Annotated in this window: 13 protein-coding genes; 3 read left to right on the top strand and 10 right to left on the bottom strand. The window is 74.7% G+C overall.

Features of this window, described 5'->3' with window-relative positions; genetic code table 11:
- Positions 1-47: 47 nt before the first annotated feature.
- The 5 genes from ACWCPW_RS13730 to ACWCPW_RS13750 are packed head-to-tail and all read right to left on the bottom strand — an operon-like array spanning position 48 to position 12,486.
- On the bottom strand, positions 48-1,880 hold the full coding sequence (locus ACWCPW_RS13730; protein ID WP_449761714.1) for a hypothetical protein: 1,833 nt from the start codon (positions 1,878-1,880) through the stop codon (positions 48-50).
- On the bottom strand, positions 1,877-5,593 hold the full coding sequence (locus ACWCPW_RS13735; RefSeq protein ID WP_449761715.1) for a vWA domain-containing protein: 3,717 nt from the start codon (positions 5,591-5,593) through the stop codon (positions 1,877-1,879). Before ACWCPW_RS13735 ends, ACWCPW_RS13730 begins: the two co-directional genes overlap by 4 nt.
- A gap of 4 nt (positions 5,594-5,597) precedes the next feature.
- Positions 5,598-6,758, bottom strand: coding sequence for an ATP-binding protein (locus ACWCPW_RS13740; RefSeq protein ID WP_449761716.1), 1,161 nt, complete (start codon positions 6,756-6,758; stop codon positions 5,598-5,600).
- A complete protein-coding gene (locus ACWCPW_RS13745) occupies positions 6,758-11,638 on the bottom strand; it encodes a hypothetical protein (protein ID WP_449761717.1) in 4,881 nt (1,626 codons plus the stop codon). Before ACWCPW_RS13745 ends, ACWCPW_RS13740 begins: the two co-directional genes overlap by 1 nt.
- The gene (locus tag ACWCPW_RS13750; protein WP_449761718.1) at positions 11,635-12,486 is read right to left on the bottom strand and encodes a DUF4132 domain-containing protein; all 852 of its coding nucleotides are present in this window, start codon (positions 12,484-12,486) and stop codon (positions 11,635-11,637) included. Before ACWCPW_RS13750 ends, ACWCPW_RS13745 begins: the two co-directional genes overlap by 4 nt.
- 224 nt (positions 12,487-12,710) lie before the next feature.
- On the opposite strand from ACWCPW_RS13750, the gene ACWCPW_RS13755 reads away from it, so the two are divergent.
- From ACWCPW_RS13755 to ACWCPW_RS13765, 3 genes are all read left to right on the top strand, one after another.
- Positions 12,711-13,034, top strand: coding sequence for a hypothetical protein (locus tag ACWCPW_RS13755; RefSeq protein ID WP_449761719.1), 324 nt, complete (start codon positions 12,711-12,713; stop codon positions 13,032-13,034).
- A gap of 119 nt (positions 13,035-13,153) precedes the next feature.
- Positions 13,154-13,396 (top strand): chaplin, encoded by a 243-nt coding sequence (locus ACWCPW_RS13760; protein ID WP_449761720.1) that lies wholly within the window; start codon positions 13,154-13,156, stop codon positions 13,394-13,396.
- A gap of 192 nt (positions 13,397-13,588) precedes the next feature.
- Positions 13,589-13,951 (top strand): VOC family protein, encoded by a 363-nt coding sequence (locus ACWCPW_RS13765; protein WP_449761721.1) that lies wholly within the window; start codon positions 13,589-13,591, stop codon positions 13,949-13,951.
- A 19-nt stretch (positions 13,952-13,970) separates the two neighbouring features.
- Here ACWCPW_RS13765 and ACWCPW_RS13770 read toward each other — a convergent pair whose 3' ends face one another.
- The 5 genes from ACWCPW_RS13770 to ACWCPW_RS13790 form a co-directional block, all read right to left on the bottom strand.
- Entirely contained in the window at positions 13,971-14,351 is a 381-nt protein-coding gene (locus tag ACWCPW_RS13770) for a RidA family protein (RefSeq protein ID WP_020549267.1), read from the bottom strand.
- A gap of 63 nt (positions 14,352-14,414) precedes the next feature.
- Positions 14,415-15,416, bottom strand: coding sequence for a sugar kinase (locus tag ACWCPW_RS13775; protein WP_449761722.1), 1,002 nt, complete (start codon positions 15,414-15,416; stop codon positions 14,415-14,417).
- 166 nt (positions 15,417-15,582) lie between these two features.
- A complete protein-coding gene (locus ACWCPW_RS13780; protein WP_449761723.1) occupies positions 15,583-16,779 on the bottom strand; it encodes an alanine racemase in 1,197 nt (398 codons plus the stop codon).
- Positions 16,776-17,639 carry an IclR family transcriptional regulator gene (locus ACWCPW_RS13785; protein WP_449761724.1) on the bottom strand — a complete coding sequence of 288 codons (864 nt, stop codon included), beginning with the start codon at positions 17,637-17,639 and terminating at the stop codon, positions 16,776-16,778. Before ACWCPW_RS13785 ends, ACWCPW_RS13780 begins: the two co-directional genes overlap by 4 nt.
- Positions 17,640-17,649: 10 nt before the next feature.
- Positions 17,650-19,197 (bottom strand): N-acyl-D-amino-acid deacylase family protein, encoded by a 1,548-nt coding sequence (locus tag ACWCPW_RS13790; RefSeq protein WP_449761725.1) that lies wholly within the window; start codon positions 19,195-19,197, stop codon positions 17,650-17,652.
- Between the last annotated feature and the right edge of the window lie 2 nt (positions 19,198-19,199).

A 19,199-nucleotide genomic window follows, 5' to 3' on the forward strand; every position in this document is an offset into this window, starting at 1 on the left:
TGCCCGTCACCGATCGGAAATCGATTGGCGCAACGCCCCCGGCCCGACTACTCCGTGGACCAAACAGCCCTGGTCAGAGCCCCTTCGACGGTTTGCGCGTACACGGCGGCGGCCAGCCACGCAGCGGACAAAAGGTCGTTGTCGCCCGCGCGAAGACGCCCGAAAACATCCCGTTCGCGGCCCGCCGCGACGTGCGTGAGGCGCTCGACCAGATCCGCCCCCGTGGTCAGTCCGACCCGGCGCAGTCGGGCGGTGTCGCCGGCGGTGGAGCCGGCCAGGGCGAGCACCGGCCGGCCGCCGCTGATCGCGCGTTCGACGTGACGGTGCATCAGGTACAGCGGGGCGGGCGGCGGTTCCTCGGCCCCGCCGGTCGGGGTCCCGACCGGCGCCGCGGTGGGGAGGTCGGCACGGTGCAGCCGGTCCAGGCCCAGGTCGATGCGGCCCAACCGCTCCTCGGTCAGCCGCAGGGTGGGCCCCTCCCCCGGCGGGACGCCGATCGCCAGCACCCGGACCGCGCGGTCGGCGCCGGGTTCGAGCCGACCGATCAGCCGCAGCCGCAGGCCGGGGCAGGTCGCCAGCAGGCGCAGGTTGTCCCGGTAGGCGAAGGCGGGGTCGGCGTGCGCGACCAGCAGGTGCACGTCCAGTTCGTCGCACGCGGCGTGCACCCGGTCCCGGGCGCCGGGAGTGGTGCCGAGCACGGTGACGTCGAGGAAGAGCAGATCGGCGCCGGCGGGACGGTCGTCGGGAGGCAGGTCGCGATGACCCACCACGCGGTCGACCTGGGCGGCCGGCGGGACCTCCCACAGGCCGCGCAGGGGCTCCTCGGTCCAGGCCGCGCCGCTCGCCCGCGCCGCGCGCACGCCCTGGCCGGCGCCCAGCCGGCCGCCCGCGGAAGCGGTGGCGCCGGAGACGACCAGGCCCGCTCGGGTGAGCGCGACCGGGTCGATGGAGGTGTCGCCGACCCGGATCGCGCGGGTCGCGGCGCCGACCGCGCGTTCGGCGCCGCCGGGTGCGACGTCGCCGATCGTGCGCAGCGTGCCGGTGGAGTCCACGGTGGTGGTCACCGCGCCCGCGAAGCCGCGTGCGGTCAGCACCGGTTCGGTGAACAGGCCGTACAGGCGCAGCGAACCGGCCGCGGCGTAGGCCCGGCGGGAGGTGCCGCGCAGCGCCTCGAGCGGCTGCCCGGCCGCATCCGTGGAGGTCCGCAACGCGTGGGCGACGTCGAGCAGTTCGCGCAGCGCGGCGACCAGGTCGGCGAGCCGGTACGCGGGGTCGTCGGCGCGGGCGCCGCGCAGCCCGGTGGCCACCGCGACGGCGGCGGCGGACGCCCGGTGCAGTCCGGCCAGGCGTGCGGTGTGCGCGGCGCGCAGCAGGCCGGCCTGGAGCACCGCGCCGGCGCTGTCCAGGCCGGCGTCCACGATCGCGGCGCCGGCGGTCCACAGCGCGTCGGCGGCGGCGCGTTCGGCGGCGGTGGGGCCGACGGGTTCGGCGCCGATGGATTCGGCGTCGGCGGGGCCGGCCGCCTCGGTCGGCGCCGCGGTCCCGGCCGGGTCCGCGGTCTCGGAGCCGGCGGGTGCGCCGGGTGTGTCCTCGGCGACCGGGGCCGAGGCGGCGGCTGCGGCGCGGTGTACGCAGGCCGGTGCGAGCAGGCACGAGCAGCGCAGGTCGGCGGTGGTGGTGACCGCCCCGGTCGGGATGTACAGGGTCAGTTCGGCGTCGTCGCCGACGGTGATCCGCACGGTGTCGCCGTCGCGTTCGACCGCACACGCGGCGAGTTTGCCGATCGCGGCGTCCAGGCGTTTGCGCAGGCGCGGGGTGAGCGCCTCGACGATGTCGGCGGTGACGTCCGGCGCGACGGGTGGCAGGCCCTGCGTGCTCATCGGACCTTCTCTCCGACCCAGCGGGCCAGTTCGGTGGGGCTCAGGGCGGCGACCGGCATGCCGGCGGCGACGAGGCCGCCGGCGACGGCGGTGGAGTAGCGCGGGCGGCCCGCGTCGTCCAGGCTCGCGCAGCCGAGGATGTGGCAGCCGGAGGAGGCCAGCGCGCGCACCTCGCCGAGCAGGCCGCCCAGCGGGTAGCCCTCCTCGAAGTCGCTGATCACGGTGATCAGCGTGCGCGAGGGCACGGTGACCAGTTCGCGGGCGGCCCGCAGGCCGGCGGCGATGTGCGTGCCGCCGCCGACGTTCACCTCCAGGAGCAGGCCGAGCGGGTCGTGCACATGTTCGGTGAGGTCGATCACCTCGGTGGAGAAGGCCAGGAAGTGCGTGCTCAGCGACGGCACGCCGGCCAGGATCGACGCGGTGAGCGCGGACCAGATGGTGGACGCCTCCATCGAGCCGGACACGTCGACGACCAGGATCAGCCGCCAGTCGTTGCTGCGGCTCGCGCGGGTCTTGAAGATCGGCCGCTCCGGGACCACGACCACGGTGCCCTCCGTGTCGCGGCGGGCGGTGGTGAGGTTGGCGCGGAGGGTGCGCGGCAGGTCGAGCGCGCCGCCGGGGCGGCGGGTCGGGCGGGGTGTGGTGATGCCGGTCAGGGCGGGGCGCAGGCGGGTGGCGAGTTCGCGGGTTAGCTCGGCGACGATCCGGGCGATCAGCGGGCGCAGCAGCGCGAGTTTGCCCTCGGGGAGGCCGCCTGCGTGGGCCAGGACGGTCTTGAGCAGGTCCACGGAGGGGCGGGCCGCGGCCGGGTCGAGGTGGGTGAGGACGTCGGTGCGCCCGGCCGCCGCGGCGGCGGCCAACACCTCCTCGCGGACGGCGGGGCCGAACAGGGCGATCAGTTCCTCGGACCATTCCCGCACGCCCGGGTAGGGGGCTTCCCGGCCGCCGCGATCGCCGTCGCCGAGGTCGCCTCGGGCGCCTTCGCCTCGGCCGGTGCCGTAGAGCTCGTCGAGCGCGGTGGCCATCCGGGCGGCGCTGCCCGGGAGGCGGTCGGACCGGCGGCCGAGGATGAGCTTCCAGCGCTGAGAGCTCGGGAGGTCGTGGGCGGGTGGCGGGGTCGCGGTTCGGTCGGCCGGGAATTGTGCCCACCCGCCCGTCCGTTGCGCGGAACTCGAAGGCCGCGGTGTCACCGCGTCGGGTGAGCCGATCCCGCCTCGCGGCGCGCCGGCGGTGGGTTCGGGCGGGGGTAGCAGGCCGCGTCGGGTGAGGGCTTCGCGGGCGGCCAGGTCGGCGCCGGTCCAGCGGGCCAGTTCGATCGGGTCGGTGTCGGTGTCGACCCGGTCGCCCAGGTGGTCGGCCACCGCGTCCAGTACCCGGTCGCGGGCCGCGGGGCTGAGCGTGTCGAAGCCGCCGCGCAGCGCCGGGAGGCGCTCCAGGAACGGGCGGTCGGCGAGGGTGTCGACGCGGTCCAAGAGCGCCGACAGCACCGGGCCGCCGGTTTGCAGCAGCGGGCCGGCCGCGGTGAGCAGGCCGGTGAGTCGGCGGGTCAGGTCGGCGCGGGCCGCCGGGGTGGTCGCGGTGTCGATCCAGGAGCCGATCCGGTCGCCGAGGACGGCCGCGTCCTCGTGCCCGAGCAGGACCCGGATCGCGCCGGCGGCGGCGGAGATCAGCGGCGAACCGTCGGCGGCCAGCCGGGCCAGTCCGGTGGACAGCCGCAGTCCGCCGAACGCGTCGGCGCGCCCGGCCAGATCGGCCAGGGCTCGCGCGTCGGCGGGATCGTCGGATCCGTCCACGCCGTCGAGGTGGCGGACGGCGGCGGTGAGCAGGGTCCGGGTGATCTCGGGAGCCCCACCGGGGACGGCGCCGGGCTTCGGGTCGAGCGCCTTCGGGTCGAACGCCTTCGGGTCGAACGTCGTCGGGTCGGCGTCCGGCGCGTCGTTGCCCGGCTCGGACCCGGAGGCGGCCTCGGGCTCGGACGCGGGTGCGGCCTCGGGCGCCGGTGCGACGCCCAGGTGGCCCGCGTGGATGCGGTCGGTCAGGGTCAGCGCGGTGAGCAGGTTCGGGAGGGTGGCGATGCCGGGGAGGGTGTCGGCGGTTTCGGTCAGCCGGGTCGCGGTGAGTTCGCTCAGGCCGCACGCGGCCGCGCGTTCGAGCCCGGTGAGGATCTGTTCGGCGGTGGGGCCGCCCTCGTCGAGTTCGGTCCGGTGCCGTGCGCGCAGGGTGCCCTCGGCCGCCTGTTCGGGGGTCACGCCGCGCATGCCGGCCGCGTCCAGCAGGGCCGCGGCGGACGGTGTCCAGCGCACCCGCCAGCGGGTGGTGACCGCGTCCGCGCCGCCCGCGCCGACCACCGCGACCGGTTCGGCGTACGGGATCCGACAGGTCGTCAGTTGTTGCAGGAGCAGTTCGCGGCGCCGGTCAAGGTCGCTGCGCAACGGGTCCAGGCGCAGGTCGCGTTCGGCCGGGTCGGCGGGGCCGGGCAGGCCGAGTTCGGCGATCCGGCGTTCGACCTCGGGGCCCAGGCCGCTGCGTGGCGCGGCCGGCGCGGGGCGCCCGGCCCGGGTGCCGACCAGGACGTGTTCGAGCGCACGGGCCACCGAGCGGCCCCGGCCCAGCGGCTCGCCGTGGGTGAGCACCGTCTGCACCGCCTCGAGCAGTTCGCCGCGGCCCGCCGCGGGCAGGCCGCGCAGGTTGGCCAGGTCGCCCGCGAGCCGGACGATCTCGCGGGCGTCGGCCGGCCCGCTGGGGTGGCCCTGGCGGCGCAGTTCGGCGCAGATCCGGACGGCCGCCGCGATCAGCGCCTCGTGCAGCGCGCCCGGATCGCCGCCGGATTCCAGCACACTCTGCTGCCACTCCGGGTCGCGGATGCCGGCCGGGTAGCCGGAGCGCGCGTCCAGGAGCGGGTAGGTGTACGGGATCAGCGACATCGTGACGTCGGCGATCTCGGCGCCGGGCGCGGCGGTGTCCTCGTGGAGCAGGGCGTCCTCGTCGAGCAGGGCCGGCGCGTGGAACGCGCCGAGCACCACCGCGGCGCGCGCGCCGCCGGCGGTCGCCTCGCGCACGGTGGCGCGCATCCACGCCTCGCGGCGCAGGTCCACCGGGTCCACGGTGCCCGCGTCGCGGCGCAGTGCCCAGCCGACGGTGAGCGCCGCCCGGCGGATCGCCTCGGCGGGCGAGCCGGGTGCGGTGGCCTCGACCAGCCGGTCCCACAGGTCGTCGCCGGCGCGACCGGTGAGCCGGTCGCGCAGCGCGGCGTGCAGTGTCCCCGCGCCGTGTACCGCGCCGCCGTGTACCGAGCCGTCGCCGTCGCCGGCGTCCGCGGGCACGTGGTCGGTGCGGTCCCATCCGGGGTGCCCCAGCGGGAGGTCGCAGGGGATCGCCGGCACGCCGTTGCGGGCGGCCCAGCGCAGTGCGGCCAGCTCCGGCGAGAAGTCGGCGAACGGGTAGAAGCCGAGCCCGTTCGGGCCGGTCCCGGCCAGCGCGATCGGCGCCCGGGTGTGCTCGTGCGCGAGCCACTCCAGCCAGGGCGCGGCCTCGTGCGGCAGTTCGACGAGCAGCACCTCGGGGCGGGCCGCGTCCAGCAGGGCCGGGACGGCGGCGGCGAGCGAGGGGGCGTGGTGGCGCACGCCGATCAGATAGGGCTGCCGGGACGCGGCCAGGCGCTCGGCGGCGGGACGGGCCTCGTCGATGGGCCCGTCCGTACGTGTGGTCGACACCTCGTCAGCCCTCCAGGACTCCGCGCAGGTCCCACAGGGTGCGCCAGGTGGCCGAGCCGTGTTCCGCGCGGCGGCGCACCGCCGCGTCCCAGTAGGACAGGAGCCGGGCGGCGTCCGCCGGGTCGTCCTTCTTCGCGACGCCGAGCAGGTGTCCCGGGAGCAGGCTCAACACGTCCCGGTCGCCCGGGAAGTAGGCCGCGGCCAGCGCGAGGGAGGAGGCCACCGAGACCGCCTCGGCGGTGCTCAGCACGGTGGAGGGGCGTTCGATCTCCCAGCCCTCGGCGGAGCGGCCGGTGCGCAGGTCGCGGAACGCGGTCACCAGTACCTCCAGGACCGTGTCGTCGACGGCGTAGGCGGTCCCGGTGCGCTCCACCGCGGCCTTGGCCTGGCGGCGGACCAGCGCGATCTCCGCGTCGTGGTCGCCGATCGGGCCGACGGTCTCGAAGTTGAACCGGCGCTTGAGCGCGGCGGACATCTCCGAGACGCCCCGGTCGCGCAGGTTCGCGGTGGCGATCAGGGTGAAGCCGGGCGCGGCGTGTACCTGCGCGTCGGCGCCGCCCGCGAGTTCGGGCACCGCGATCCGGCGCTCGGACAGCAGCGACACCAGCGCGTCCTGCACCTCGGGCAGGCAGCGGGTGACCTCTTCGATCCGGGCCACCCCGCCGGTGGTCATCGCGGTGAGCACCGGCGAGGGCACCAGGGCGCCCCGGCTGGGGCCCTGGGCGAGCAACAGCGCGTAGTTCCAGCCGTACTTGAGCTGGTCCTCGGTGGTGCCCGCGGTGCCCTGCACGGTGAGCCCGCTGGTGCCGCACACGGCGGCGGCCAGCAGTTCGGACAACATCGACTTCGCGGTGCCGGGCTCGCCGACCAGGAGCAGGCCGCGTTCGCCGGCGAGGGTGACCACGCAGCGCTCGACGAGGGCGCGTTCGCCGACGAACTTGGCGCCGATGGTCAGGGTGCGCGGCAGGCCCTCGACCGGTTCGCGCAGCTTGAGTTCGTCGCCGCTGCCCATCACGAAGGTGACCACGGCGCGCGGGGTCAGCCGCCAGGCCGGCGGGCGCGGGCCGCGGTCGTAGGCGGCCAGGAAGGCGAGTTCGCTCGCGTACAGGTCCTCGGGGGGTTGTACCTGGCGCCCGCTCGCGGCGGGTTCGGTTGCGGTTGCCATCAGCGGCGGCCCTTCCGGGTGGTGCGGGTGACGAGTTGTTCGAAGCCTGGCGCATCGCCGTCCCGCACCCGCCGCCAGGCCCGGTGGAACAGTTCGGGCACCGGGCATTCGGGCACGATCGTGGTGTGGGTGGGCTGCGCGTACAGCCCTTCCTTCCAGGTCTCCACGGGCAGTGCGGGGGTCTTGAGCGCGCTCCAGCCGCCGGGCAGGAACAGCGTGCGGCCGGCGCGCGAGCGCTTGGCCTCGATCACCAGGTCGGTGCCCGCGAGTTCGGTGCGCGCCTTCTTCAGGCGCGCGGGCTTCCAGCCGGTCCAGCGGGCGACGTGCCGGTCGGTGGGGTCGGGCAGGGCGAGCAGTTGCAGGTACAGGACCGCCGCGTCCTCGCCGATGCCGTGCGTCTTGGCCACCTCGGCGAGCAGGTCGGGCACCGCGTACGCCGGGTCCTGCTGGATGCCGGGCGGGCCGTCGGCGCGCAGCAGTTCCTCGAAGGCCGGGTCCAGGATCCGGCGGAAGGACTTGAAGTTGGTCGAGTCGTTGCTGCCCCGGAGGGCGATCAGCCGGTCGAACCACGGGTCGTCGGCACCGGTGAAGCCGGCGGGTCGGACCTCGGCGAACTCGCTCTCGCCGTACCAGGGCCGCAGCCAGAAGCGGTCCTCGAGCCGGAGCACGCCGTCCGGGTCGGCGCCGCCGGTGGCGGGCAGTCCGACCGCCTCGCGCAGCAGGGCCGCGGTGGGGCCGCGCTCCGCGTACTCGATGTCCAGGTCGAACACCAGGCCCGGGTCGGCCAGTCGGGTGCGCAGCAGGCCGAGCACGTGCGGCAGGTGCGCGCGCAGCGGGTCGCCGTAGGGCAGCCGGTAGGCGAGCCAGGCGAGCGCGGTCACCGTGGCGTTCAGGCCGTGGCCGCTGGGCACCGCTTCACCGTCGGAGGCGCGCAGGCGGCCGTCCTTGTCCACCGTGTGGGTGGAGGTGCCGGTGATCCACTTGCACGATTCCGGGGTGAGCACGCTCTCGAACGAGGCGGCGGACAGGCCCCGGACGTCCGCCGCGACGTCCTCGGGCAACCGGAGCACCCGGCCGAACGCGGTGTTCCAGGCGCGGCAGCCGGCCTCGATGTCGCAACCCGTGGTCCACAGGGTGTGGATGTCCTCCGGGCGTTCGGGAATCAGCGCGCCCAGCACGCCGGCCCGCTCGGTGCTCTCCAGCCGGTCCAACTGCGAGCGGGCGCTGTCGATCTCGGCCACCTTGAGCCGGAGCAGGGCCCGCTGGTCCTTGTCCAGGTCGTCGGCGGTCAGTCCGGTCAGCAACAGGCTCGCCTCGGCCCGGCCCAGGCCGGTGCCCTCCATCAGAGCGGTGACCGCCTCCGGCCGCCAGGTCACCGGACCGTGTTCGCGGATCCCGCGCACCACGGCGGCGACCCGCTCCGGGGACATCGGCTCGACGTAGCGGTGTTCCTCGTGGGTGGTGAAGCCGTCGATCGCCGCGAACGTCCCCGAGGGGTCGTGGTCGAGCGCGATCCAGTGCTCCTTGTCGTTGCCGTAGGTGTACTGGCTGTCCAGGATCACGATGGTGCGGTCGCCGCGGCGGATCACCCGGCCCCGGCGCTTGTTGTCCTCGCCCTTCTTGCGGCTGGGCTCACACAGGGTGACCGAGCGCAGCGTCCCGTCGGGCGTGCCCAGCGGGCCGGCGGCGAGCGCCTCCAGTGCCACGAGCAGCGACGCGCGGTGCTCCTGGGAGGTGAACGGGGACAGCGCGCGGGCGAGCATCGCGGCGCGATGGTCGAGCAGGTCGTGCCAGGACATGTGCGGTTCGGCGAGCCGGTCGGTCTCGGTGGTCCACTCGGCCGGGCCGTCGGTGCGGGCCAGCACCTCGGCCACGGCGGTGATGTGGTTCAGCGTGGTCCACGCGGCCGGGCCCGTGCCGTGGTAGCCGTATCGGCCGTTGCGCGCGATCCCGGCGAGCGCCGGGCGCAGTTCGGCGTCCTGGCCGTGCGCGGGGCCGGTGGGCACTACGCGGGCCTTGCGCTCCTTGACGGTGACCTTGCCGAAGTCGCGGAGTTTGCGGGCGAGTCGGGAGGTGTCCGCGGCCAGCCCGGCGACGCAGCGCACGAGGCCGGCGTGGCCGATCTCGGGCAGCAGTCGGCGCACCGGCGCGATCCGCACCGCGTCGGGCCGGCTCGGCTTGTTCTTGTCCTCGGACTTCTTGGCGATCGTGTACTCGGCCATCGCCCGCTCATGGTCCGCGTGCACCTCGGTGACCAACTCGGCGGCCCGCTCGGGGGTGAGCGCGCGCAGGGCCAGCGAGCCGGCCTCGTCGCGCGGGCGCAGTGCGTGCCAGAACGCCGGCTGCGGGACGATCCGGCTGCCCAGAGCCAGGTCGCCGATGCCGCCCCGTTGGCCGCACTGGCCGAGCAGCACGTCACCGGCCCACAGCGTCACGTTGCCGCCGCTCTCGACGACCGCTGTCGGGGCCGCGCCGCCGGGCAGGCGCAGCGCGCCGATCGGCACCTCCTGCGGCGTGTTGTCCCAGTGCCGCCGGTTGCGCACGGGCGCGGCGACGGTGCGTCCGTCCACGGAGCCGGCGGTGATCGTGTCGCCGTCGACGCGGACCCAGCGGCCGAGCAGGGTGCCGTCGGTGCCCAGCGGAGTGTTCTCCAGCCCGGGCAGCAGCGGCAGCAGTTCGCATCGGTCGGCCACCAGCGCGCCGCCGTCGGCGACCGCGGCGGCGAACGGGGCGGGCAGCGAGGCCCGGCCGTGGATGCCGGTGGCCGGGTCGTACTCGGTCCACTTGCGGTCGCTGCGGTCGTAGTCGAGCGACCAGTGCGTGGTGCCGTCGGTGAGCACGCCTCGGCGCGGCGGCAGCTTGGTGTCGCCGGCGTACAGCGGCCGGCCGCCGGTGGTGCGACCGCCGTCGGGCAGTGCCAGGGAGAGCATCGGATTGGTGTCCGAGCCGCCGTTGGGGCTCTCGCCGGTGAGCGGGAAGGTCTCGGTCGGGCGCCCGGACCAGTACGCCTCCCAGTCGTAGTCCTTGTTGTACCAGGCGACCAGGAGTTGTCCGTCGACGTAGCGGAACGCGGGGCGCTGCCACGAGGTGCGCTCCTTGGGCAGCCGCGGCTCGTGGTCGAGCAGGATGCCCTCGGGGCCGACCACGATCGCGCGCTTGTCGGAGGAGAGCACCAGCGCGGGCCACGCCTCGTCGACCCGGATCTCGCTCTTGCGGCCGAAGAGTTCGACGGCCTCCTCCAGCGCGGGCCAGCCCAGCTCGTCGTACACGCCGGCGCGCAGCGTGGTGGTCAGCAGGGCGACGGCGTCGAACGCGCGGATCCGGGCGACCAGGTCCGGGGTGACGTCCTCGACCACCTCGCGGAACTCGTTCAACACCTTGAACTCGCGATCGGCGGTGGGCAGGCCGGCCGCCGAGGTGACCCGGGCGCCCTGCTCGGTCAGCCAGCGGGCGAGCACACCGCGCAGCACCGGGTGCGCGGCGGTGGCCGCGTGGTGGTTGCCCTTGAGGCCGCCGATCGCGGTCTGGAGCAGGGCGGTGTAGCGCTCGTCGGCGGCGACGTGGGCCAGTTCACTGCGGCCCGGTGCCTGGTCGTTCCACCATTCGCCGAGGTCGATCGAACCCTTGGGGTCCGGGTCGGCCAGCGGTATGCCCTCGGCCAGGGCCGTGTCGAGCAGGTCGATGTCCGCGCTGGAGCGCCAGCCGTTGCCACTGAACAGGTCGATCGGCACCGCCTCGGCGCGCAGCGCGTCGGCCATCTCGGCGAGCAGCTTCGTGGTGCGCTCGCTGCGCGCGTTGTGGCGCCAGCCGCGCTGCCGGTGCGTGGACCAGCGGGTGACCCATTGGGCCCGGGCGCCGGCGACCAGATCGCCGCCGACCAGCAGGTCCAGGACTCCGGCTTCGGCGAGCAGGTCGAGCCACAGGTCGTCGAGTTCGGCGTCCGGGGTCGAGCCGCCGGGGGTGGGCAGGATCTCCAGCAGCCGGACCCGGGTCTCCGGTTCGGCGGCGGCCAGGGCCGCGATCGGCTTGCGGTTGACCTTCCAGAAGGACAGCGGCGCGCGGCCGATCGCGGGTGTGGCGAGCAGTTCGCGCAGCAGCGCGTGCTCCTCGGCGGTGTGGTCGCCGCCGGCCGCGCGGATCAACGCGCGGGCGTCCTCGGCCAGGCCCGCGTACGGCGGCATGCCCGCGGTGCAGCGCTCGACCGCGAGTTGGCGGAACTGCGCCCACGCCTCGACCGGACCCAGCCGCGCGGACAGTGCCTTGGCGTGTTCCTTGAGCGCCTTGGCGGTCAGCGCGCCGGCGAAGGCGAACTCCAGGAAGACCGCGCGCAGCCGCTCCTCCTCGATCGGCAGGTTGTGCACCCGCTCGGCCTCGCGGGCCTTGCCGAAGAACGCGGACGCGTAGGTCGTGTTGTCGTGCTTGAGGAAGATCCGCGCGGCCTGCTCGTGGAAGGTGGGCAGGAAGTGCGGTACGGCCCGGCCCAGTCGGGTCGCGAGCTGGTCGAAGCCGTCCTTGGCCGCGCCGGGCTTGGCCTTGGCCTGCCGGTCCAGCCGCTCGATGTCGCGGACCAGGGCCAGCGCGTGGTGGCCGTTCGCCGGGTCGTTGACCAGGGCCCAGGCCGGGAAGCCGAGCGCCTCGCGGCGGACTTGGCCGACCTCGGGCGCGTCCTGTTCGCGGGCCAGGCCCAGGAAGCCGAGCGCCAGGTCCTCGGCCTCGCCCAGCGTCGCCGGGACCAGCCGGACGATCGGGCGGTCCTCGAACGCGGGGTGCAGGTAGGTGCGCACCGTGAGCGTGTCGATGTCGTCGCCGGTCAGGGTGTCGGCGGGCAGGATGCCGCCGGCGTCCAGCAGCACGCGGGACGGGTCGGGGGTGGTGCTCATGCCGCTTCCTCCGTGGTCTCGATCGTGCGGCCCGCGTACAGCGCGGCGCCCATGCGCATGCCTTCCGACCAGGCCACCGGCGGAACCCGGTCCAGGGTCAGCGTGCTGCCGCCCTCGGTCCAGGTGACCGAGCCGGTCTCGGTCGACTCGTAGCCGTCGTAGTCGCCCAGCCACATCCGGGCCTCGACCTCGCGGTCTCCGTCCAGCACCGCGCACACGGCCTGGCCGCCGCGCACCTGGTAGCCCAGTTGGGTGGCCCGGCCGATCAGGAAGCGCAACTGGTCGTAGCGCCCGCCGGAGAACTCCTCGATGCCGCTGCGCGTGCCGTCCAGGTCGGCGGGTCGGTGCCACACCTCGCGGTAGAGCTGCTGCACCCGCTGCTCGACGCCCAGTTCGACGGCGAACTCGCGCAGGTCCTCCAGGTCCTCCAGCAGCACCGGGTGCGGGATCCGCACGGTCCGCGCGTCGAGGTAGACGGTGTCGCCGTCGGGGTCGACGATGCCGACGCCGCGCTCGGGGTCCGCACCGCGCAGGAATCCGGCCACGTCGGCGCCGTCGGCGGTGACCACCAGATCGCGCAGGACCCGCTGCCAGGACGGATCCGGCCACACCCGGGACAACACCGCGACCGGGACCGGGAGCGAGCCGATCATCCAGCGCTCGACCGCGTCCAGGCACGAACGGTCGTGCCGCTCCAGCCACTCGACGAGCTGGCGCAGGCCCACCACGGCCGGGTCCTCGACGAGTTTCCCGGGCACCGACTTCAGTTGCCGCCCCTTGGCATTGCGGCACACCACCTTGCCGTCCTGCACGGCGACCTCATAGTCGCCCGCCCGGATCCATCCCACGATCGTTCCCTCCACAGCTCTTCGCGAATGTCGGTGACACCCCGTCAAATGCCAAGCGGCACAAGGCGCTCGGCGCCGGTGACCAGGTTGGCGGGAACGTTAGCCGCCGATTCCGACAGCGCCGTCACCCGCCAGGATGAAACCCCGGGGGAATCCGCCTTCGATGGCCGAATATCGCGCCCGCGAGGGAAACTCGGGGCGGCGCTTGGGCTAACTTGCGTGGAATGACAGTGCCCGCCGTGCCCCGAGGTCTGCGCAGCCTGATTCCCGGTCCCGGGCCGGAAGGCGATCCCGCCGCCACGGCCGGCGGTACGGGCGCCGGCGCGCCGGTCTCGGCCGGGCCGGTGTCGCAGCCGGCCGAACCCGCGCCGGTCGCCGCGCGTACCCGTTCGGTGCTGGACGCGCTGGCGCCGGTGACGGTGCCGCGCGCGGTCGCCGAGGCGTCCGCGGACGTGCTGTGCGCGCTGGCCGCGACCGCGCCCGCGGAACTCGCGCAGGTGGCCCACGAACTGGCTCTGCGGCTGCGCGCCGCCGCCCATCCGGCGTAACTTCGCCGATCGCGACCGCTCGTTCGGCGGTGTCGCCGTATCCGACGGCAGGTTGGCGCGTTGTTCAGGATCCACCCGCCGCGGGTGGAACTTGTACGAACCGAAAGGACCGACACAAGATGTCGCGTATCGCCAAGGCCGCAGTCCTGACCGCCACCGTGGGCGCCGCTCTCGCGGGCGCTGCCGGGCCCGCCATGGCCAGCTCCGAGGCGGACGGCGCGGCCGTGGGCTCGCCCGGCGTGCTCTCCGGCAACAACGTCCAGGTTCCGGTTCACGTTCCGGTCAACATCTGCGGCAACACCGTCAACATCATCGCCGCCATCAACCCGGCCTTCGGCAACACCTGCATCAACGCAAGCTGACGTCGACGGCGGCTGACAAACACTTCGGCCCCGCTCGGTGCGTTCTTCCACGCATCGAGCGGGGCCGTGTCATGTGCCGCGACGGGCGGCGGGCGGCGGCCCGGATCGAACCCGGCGGCCGGCTTCGGACCGGGACGCCCCGGCCTCGAACCGGGGTTCGGTGCGGCGCGGCGCCGGGGTAGGCATCCGCGCATGACGACCTACGCCCTGCACCACGTACAGCTCGCCATCCCGGCCGGCAGCGAGGACGCGTGCCGCGCCTTCTACCTCGGCGTCCTGGGCATGACCGAGGTGGCCAAGCCGCCGGTGTTGGCCGCGCGCGGCGGCCTGTGGGTGCGGGCCGGCACGCTGGAGATCCACCTCGGTGTCGAGGCCGACTTCCGACCCGCGCGCAAGGCGCATCCCGGCATCCTGGTCACCGACCTGGACGAGGTGATGGCCGCACTCACCGCGAACGGCACCGAGGTCGTCCCGGACGGCGAGTTCCCCGGCCACCGCAGGTGCTACGCACAGGACGCGGTGGGCAACCGGCTGGAATTCCTCCAGCCACTGTGACCGACCGCGCGGCCCGAGGTCACGGGCGGCGGGCCACCACGTCGATCTCGACCAGGATGTTCATCAGGTCCGAGCCGACCGTCGTGCGCACCGGGTACGGCGCGGTGAAGTACTCGCGGTAGACCTCGTCGTAGCCGGCGAAGTCGCGCTTGAGGTGCTCCAGGTGGGTGGTCACCTTGACCACGTGGCTGAAGTCCAGGCCGGCCTCGGCCAGCACGGCCTTGAGGTTGTCCAGCACCTGGCGGGTCTGGGTCGCCACGTCGTCGCCCACGGTCGCGCCGGTGGCCGGGTCGATCGGGCCCATGCCCGCGGTGTAGACGAAGTCGCCGGCGTCGATGCCCTGCGAGTACGTGCCACCGGGCTTGGGCGCGGCGTCGGTGCGGATTTCCTTGTGTGCCATGGGTGTTCGCTTCCTTGATCGGTTCGTTCGTTCGTGCGGGTGGATGTGATGTGGGCCGGCGGTTCAGCGGGCGACCGCGTCGTCCTGGTGCAGCAGCCGCAGTTCGTCCCGGCGGGGCAGGCCCTCCCAGTCGCCGGGCACGGTGACCGCGAACGCGCCGGCCGCGGCGGCGGTGGCCACCCGGGCGGCGACCGAGCCGCCCTCGACCAGTTCGGCGAGATAGCCGGCGGCGAACGCGTCGCCCGCGCCCACCGGGTCGACCGCGTCGACCCGGTGCAGCGGCACCTCGTGCGGCCGGCCGTCGACGACCGCGACGGCGCCGCGCGAGCCCTGCTTGAGCAGCACCTGGGTGGGGCCCAGCGCACCGAGTTCGCGCGCGAGGTCGAGCACCGGGGTGTGCTCCGGCGCCTTGAGCACCAGGCGGGCCTCGTCCTCGGTGGCGAAGACGATGTCCGCGCCGGCGGCCAGCGCGCGCAGTTCGGTCGCCGCGTCCTCGGCCGACCACAGCGCCTTGCGGTAGTTCAGGTCGAGCGAGACCGGGACGCCGGCCGCGTTCGCCTCGGCCACGGCCGCGCGGACCGCCGCGCGCGCGGTCGTGGACAGTGCGGGGGTGATGCCGGTGATGTGCAGGATCCCGGCCGAGCGCACCAGCGCGGGATCCACGTCCTGCGGGCACAACCGCGAACCGGCGCTGCCCGCGCGGTAGTAGCGCACGTCGGTGGCCGCGCTGGTGCGCCGCGCCTTGACCATCAGTCCGGTGGGCGCGTCCGGGTCGACGACCGCGCCGCGGGTGTCCAGCCCCTCGCCGCCGAGCACGGTCAGCACCAGCCGGCCGAACTCGTCGTCGCCCACCCGACCGATCCAGGCGGCCCGCCGGCCCAGTCGGGTGATCCCGATGGCCAGGTTGCTCTCGGCCCCGCCGGTGGCGACGTCGAGCGTGCGAGCGTGCCGCAGCGGGCCGATGTGCGGCGCGGTGAGCAGCACCATGGTCTCGCCGAGCGTGACCACGTCCGGGGCTTCCCGGGGTTCGGCGGTCATGATGTCCTCTCGCGTGATTCGCGTCATCGGTGGCATCGGATTCGGGGTCGGGTTCCGAACCGGGTTCGCGCTCGGGTTCGGAGTCGGGTCGGGTTTTCGGATTCGGGACGGCTCGGCGGTGGATCGAGGGTCGGGTCGCCGGCGCGGCGACCCGACCGGTGGGGCTGAGAAGCGGGTGTTCGGAAGCGGGTGTTCAGAAGTGGGTGTTCAGGACGTCCACGACGCGGTGGTCGTCGTCCACCACCGGCACCGCGCGCCACTTGTCGAACGCCGTACAGGGGTGCGAGATACCCAGGCAGACCAGCTCGCCCGGGGCCATCGTGGTGCCGCCGAGGTCGACGTAGGCGTGCTGGTCGTCCAGCTTGACCACGCGCGCGTCCCCCGCTTCGCGCATCGTCCCGTCCAGCGCGCGCACCCGCAACGGAATCGGCAGGTCCTGGTCGAACGGCACGTCGCGGCGGCCCGCGCCGAGCACGGCCAGACCCGGCTCGGGCGCGGAGAGCACCTGCGCCCACACCTCCAGGGCGGCCGCGAGCGAGCCTTCCTCGGGGTGCCTGGCGAACGGCGTCACGCGCGTGTAGAAGCCGTCGTCGTGCGAGACGTAGGCGCCGCTGCGCAGGATGATCGTGCGGTCCGGCAGCGGTTTGCCGTCCGGCGCGAGCACGTCCACGACCGCGTCGAACCAGGCACTGCCCCCCGCCGAGACGATCGGCGTCCCGGGCACCAGGTCGGCGATCGCGTCGGCCAGCCCGGCGAGTTCGCGCATCCACTCCGACACCGCCGCGGCGTCCGGCAGGCCACCCTCGTAGCCGGCCACACCCGCGACGGTCAGCCCCGGCACCTCGGCCGCGACCCGGGCCAGCTCGACGCCCTCGGCGATGCCGCGGCAGCCGGTCCGCCCGCCCGGGCGACCCAGCTCGACCAGCACCGACAACCTCCCGCCGGGCACCGCCGCCAGCGCCCGCGCGGCGACCTCGACGCCGGCCCGGGAGTCCACGTAGAACAGCAGGTCCGGCCGGGTGGCGGCCCAGCGCAGCACCTTCTCGTCCAGCACCTCGTTGGCGATCAGGATCCGCGGCACCCGGAACCGGTGCGCGGCCAGCGCCTGGTTCGCGGTCGCCACGGTGATCCCCCAGGCGCCGGCGGCCAGTTGCTCGGCGAACAGCTCGGGCGACATGGTGGTCTTGCCGTGCGGCGCGAACAACACGCCGTGCCGCGCGGTGTACTCGCTCATCGTGGCCACGTTCGCGATCAGCGCGGACTTGCGCGCGACCATCACCGGCCACGTGAACGGCCCGTCGAACAGGCTGTGCTCGGCGGCGCCGAGTTCGTCGTCGGTGAGTTCCTCATACGGCAGCCAGGTGCCTTTGGTGTACGAGTCGAGGGTCATCGGGTCGCTCCCAGGGTGCGCGATACACGGAGGGCCGCCCCCGCGACGGCGGGTCCCAGTTCGCGGACCCGCGCGGCGGTGACGCGGGACGTGAGGCCGGAGACCGACAGCGCTCCGACCACGACGTCGTTGTGATCGAAGATAGGCGCCGCGACACAGCGCACCTCGGGCTCGTTCTCCCGATCGTCCACCGAGTAGCCCCGGTTGCGGATCCGGGCCAGTTCGGTACGCAGCAGCGCCGGGTCGGTGAGGGTGCGGGCGGTGACGGTGGGCAGGCCCGCGTCGACCACCTGCGCGAACACGTCCTCGGGCAGCCAGGCGAGCATCGCCTTGCCCACGGCCGTGCAGTACATCGGCGCGCGGCTGCCGATCCGCGAGGCCATCCGTACGGCGGTCTCGTTCTCCACCTTGTCGATGTAGACGATGTGCGGCGCGTCCGGAACGCACAGGTGCACGGTGCCGCCCGCCTCGCGCATCAGCCGGTGCGCCTCCTCGGCGGCGGCGGTGCGCAGGTCGATGCCGGCCAGGTACGCCTGGCCGAGCGCGAGCGCGCCGGGGCCGAGTCGGAAGTGGCCGTGCCGGCGGTCCCGGGCGAGCAGGCCGGTGTCCAGGAGCGGCTGGGCCAGGCGCAGCACGGTGCTCTTGGACAGGCCGAGCGCGTCGGCGAGTTCGGTCAGGTTCAGGCCCTCGGCGCCCGCGTGGTCGCGGACCTCCTCCAGGACGGCGAGGGCGCGACGCAGCGACGCGGACTGGTTGCGCGCCGCCGGCGGGCGGTCCTCGCCGCGCGGTCCGCCGCGGGTCTCGCCGCGGGGCTCGCTCGGCGACTCTTCGGCGCCGCGCTCGTGCTCGTGAGTGCTCACTGGCATGTCCTCAGGACGGTCCGACCGGGCGCCCGGGCGTGTTGCCCGTCAGGGCCCCGGACGAGAGTACGGCGACACCGGCCACCAGGACGTCGTCGATGCCGGCGGCGGGTCGGCGGGCGTCGCCGTAGTCGGCGAGGTCGGCCACCCGGCTCGGGTCGATCACCGCGAGGTCGGCGGCCAGGCCGACCCGGAGCAGGCCCCGGTCGGTCAGCCCGAAGCGGCGGGCCGGGTGCGACGCGAGGTGCACGGCGGCCTGTTCCCAGGTCCAGTCGCCCAGTTCGACCACGTGTCGGGCGAGCAGTCGGGCGAACGCGCCCCAGCCGCGCGGGTGTGGGCTGCCGCCGATGTAGATGCCGTCGGAGCCGCCGACGTGCGCGGGGTGGCGCAGCAGCGCGCGGACCGATTCGTCGCTGTTGGTCGGCGGCTGGTCGAACACGGCGCTCGCCACCAGGTCGGTGGCGATCAGCAGGTCGGCGCAGAACTCCGCGGGACTCGCGCCGACCTCGGCGGCGGCGTCCACGAGGCGGCGGCCCTCGGCCCAGCGGAAGTCGGCGGCGGGCACGTGCGCGAGGGTGATCCGGGGCCACAGGGCCGGGTCCACCTCGTCGGCCAGCAGGCGTCGGGTGGCCGGGCGGGCCAGTGCGGCCACCACCTTGTCGGGATCGGGGTCGTCCAGCGCGCGGGGCAGCGCGACCATCGCCAGGATGCTGCAGCCGCGCAGGTAGGGGTACGCGTCGTAGGTGAGGTCCAGGCCCTCGGACCGGGCCGCGTCCACCATCGCGATCAGTTCCTCGGCCGGGCCGTGGTAGTGCGAGACGTGGGTGGCCACGCCGGCCGCGCGGGCCACGTCGAGCATCTCGCGCATGGCCGGTCCGGCGGCGCCCTCGTAGCCGCGCATGTGCGAGACGTGCGGCAGGCCGCGGGCCGCGACGGGGGCGAGCAGGGCGGCCAGCTCGGCGGTGTCCGCGTAGCGACCGGGCACGTATTCCAGGCCGGTGGACAGGCCGCACGCGCCCTCGTCCAGGCCCTGCTCGACCGCCTTGGTCATCGCGGCCAGCTCGGCGGCGTCGGCCGCGCGCGCGGTGGGGCCCAGTGCGCTGTAGCGGACGGTGCCGTGCGGCACGAGGTAGGCGGTGTTGACCGCCGTGCTGCGGTCGTAGGTGGCGAGCAGGTCGGCGACCGAGACCGGACCTTCGCCCAGGCCGGGGTGGGTGCCGTTGATCGCCGCGAAGTAGCGGGTCGCGTAGGCCAGCGCGGCGGGGGTCGCGGGGGCGTAGGACAGGCCGTCCTGGCCGAGCACGAAGGTGGTCACGCCCTGGCGCAGCGCGGCGAGCTGGACGTCGGGGTCGAGCACCGCGGCATCGCCGTGCACGTGCGCGTCGACGAATCCGGGTGCCACGTACCGGCCGCTCGCGTCGATTTCGGTCGCGCCCCGGGCGCCGTCCAGCCGGCCGATCGCGGCGATCCGGTCGCCGGTGATCGCGACGTCGGCCCGGAAGGCGGGTGCGCCGGTGCCGTCGAGCACCTGCCCGCCGCGCAGCAGTACGTCGTACATGC

Source organism: Embleya sp. NPDC001921, assembly GCF_053594475.1.

What these genes read in the sequence shown, in the direction of transcription:
- ACWCPW_RS13770 (WP_020549267.1), bottom strand. Translation starts at nt 14,351, where the DNA reads ATGGCACACAAGGAAATCCGCACCGACGCCGCGCCCAAGCCCGGTGGC.
- ACWCPW_RS13730 (WP_449761714.1), bottom strand. Translation starts at nt 1,880, where the DNA reads ATGAGCACGCAGGGCCTGCCACCCGTCGCGCCGGACGTCACCGCCGAC.
- ACWCPW_RS13755 (WP_449761719.1), top strand. Translation starts at nt 12,711, where the DNA reads ATGACAGTGCCCGCCGTGCCCCGAGGTCTGCGCAGCCTGATTCCCGGT.
- ACWCPW_RS13780 (WP_449761723.1), bottom strand. Translation starts at nt 16,779, where the DNA reads ATGACCCTCGACTCGTACACCAAAGGCACCTGGCTGCCGTATGAGGAA.
- ACWCPW_RS13790 (WP_449761725.1), bottom strand. Translation starts at nt 19,197, where the DNA reads ATGTACGACGTACTGCTGCGCGGCGGGCAGGTGCTCGACGGCACCGGC.
- ACWCPW_RS13745 (WP_449761717.1), bottom strand. Translation starts at nt 11,638, where the DNA reads ATGAGCACCACCCCCGACCCGTCCCGCGTGCTGCTGGACGCCGGCGGC.
- ACWCPW_RS13760 (WP_449761720.1), top strand. Translation starts at nt 13,154, where the DNA reads ATGTCGCGTATCGCCAAGGCCGCAGTCCTGACCGCCACCGTGGGCGCC.
- ACWCPW_RS13775 (WP_449761722.1), bottom strand. Translation starts at nt 15,416, where the DNA reads ATGACGCGAATCACGCGAGAGGACATCATGACCGCCGAACCCCGGGAA.
- ACWCPW_RS13740 (WP_449761716.1), bottom strand. Translation starts at nt 6,758, where the DNA reads ATGGCAACCGCAACCGAACCCGCCGCGAGCGGGCGCCAGGTACAACCC.
- ACWCPW_RS13765 (WP_449761721.1), top strand. Translation starts at nt 13,589, where the DNA reads ATGACGACCTACGCCCTGCACCACGTACAGCTCGCCATCCCGGCCGGC.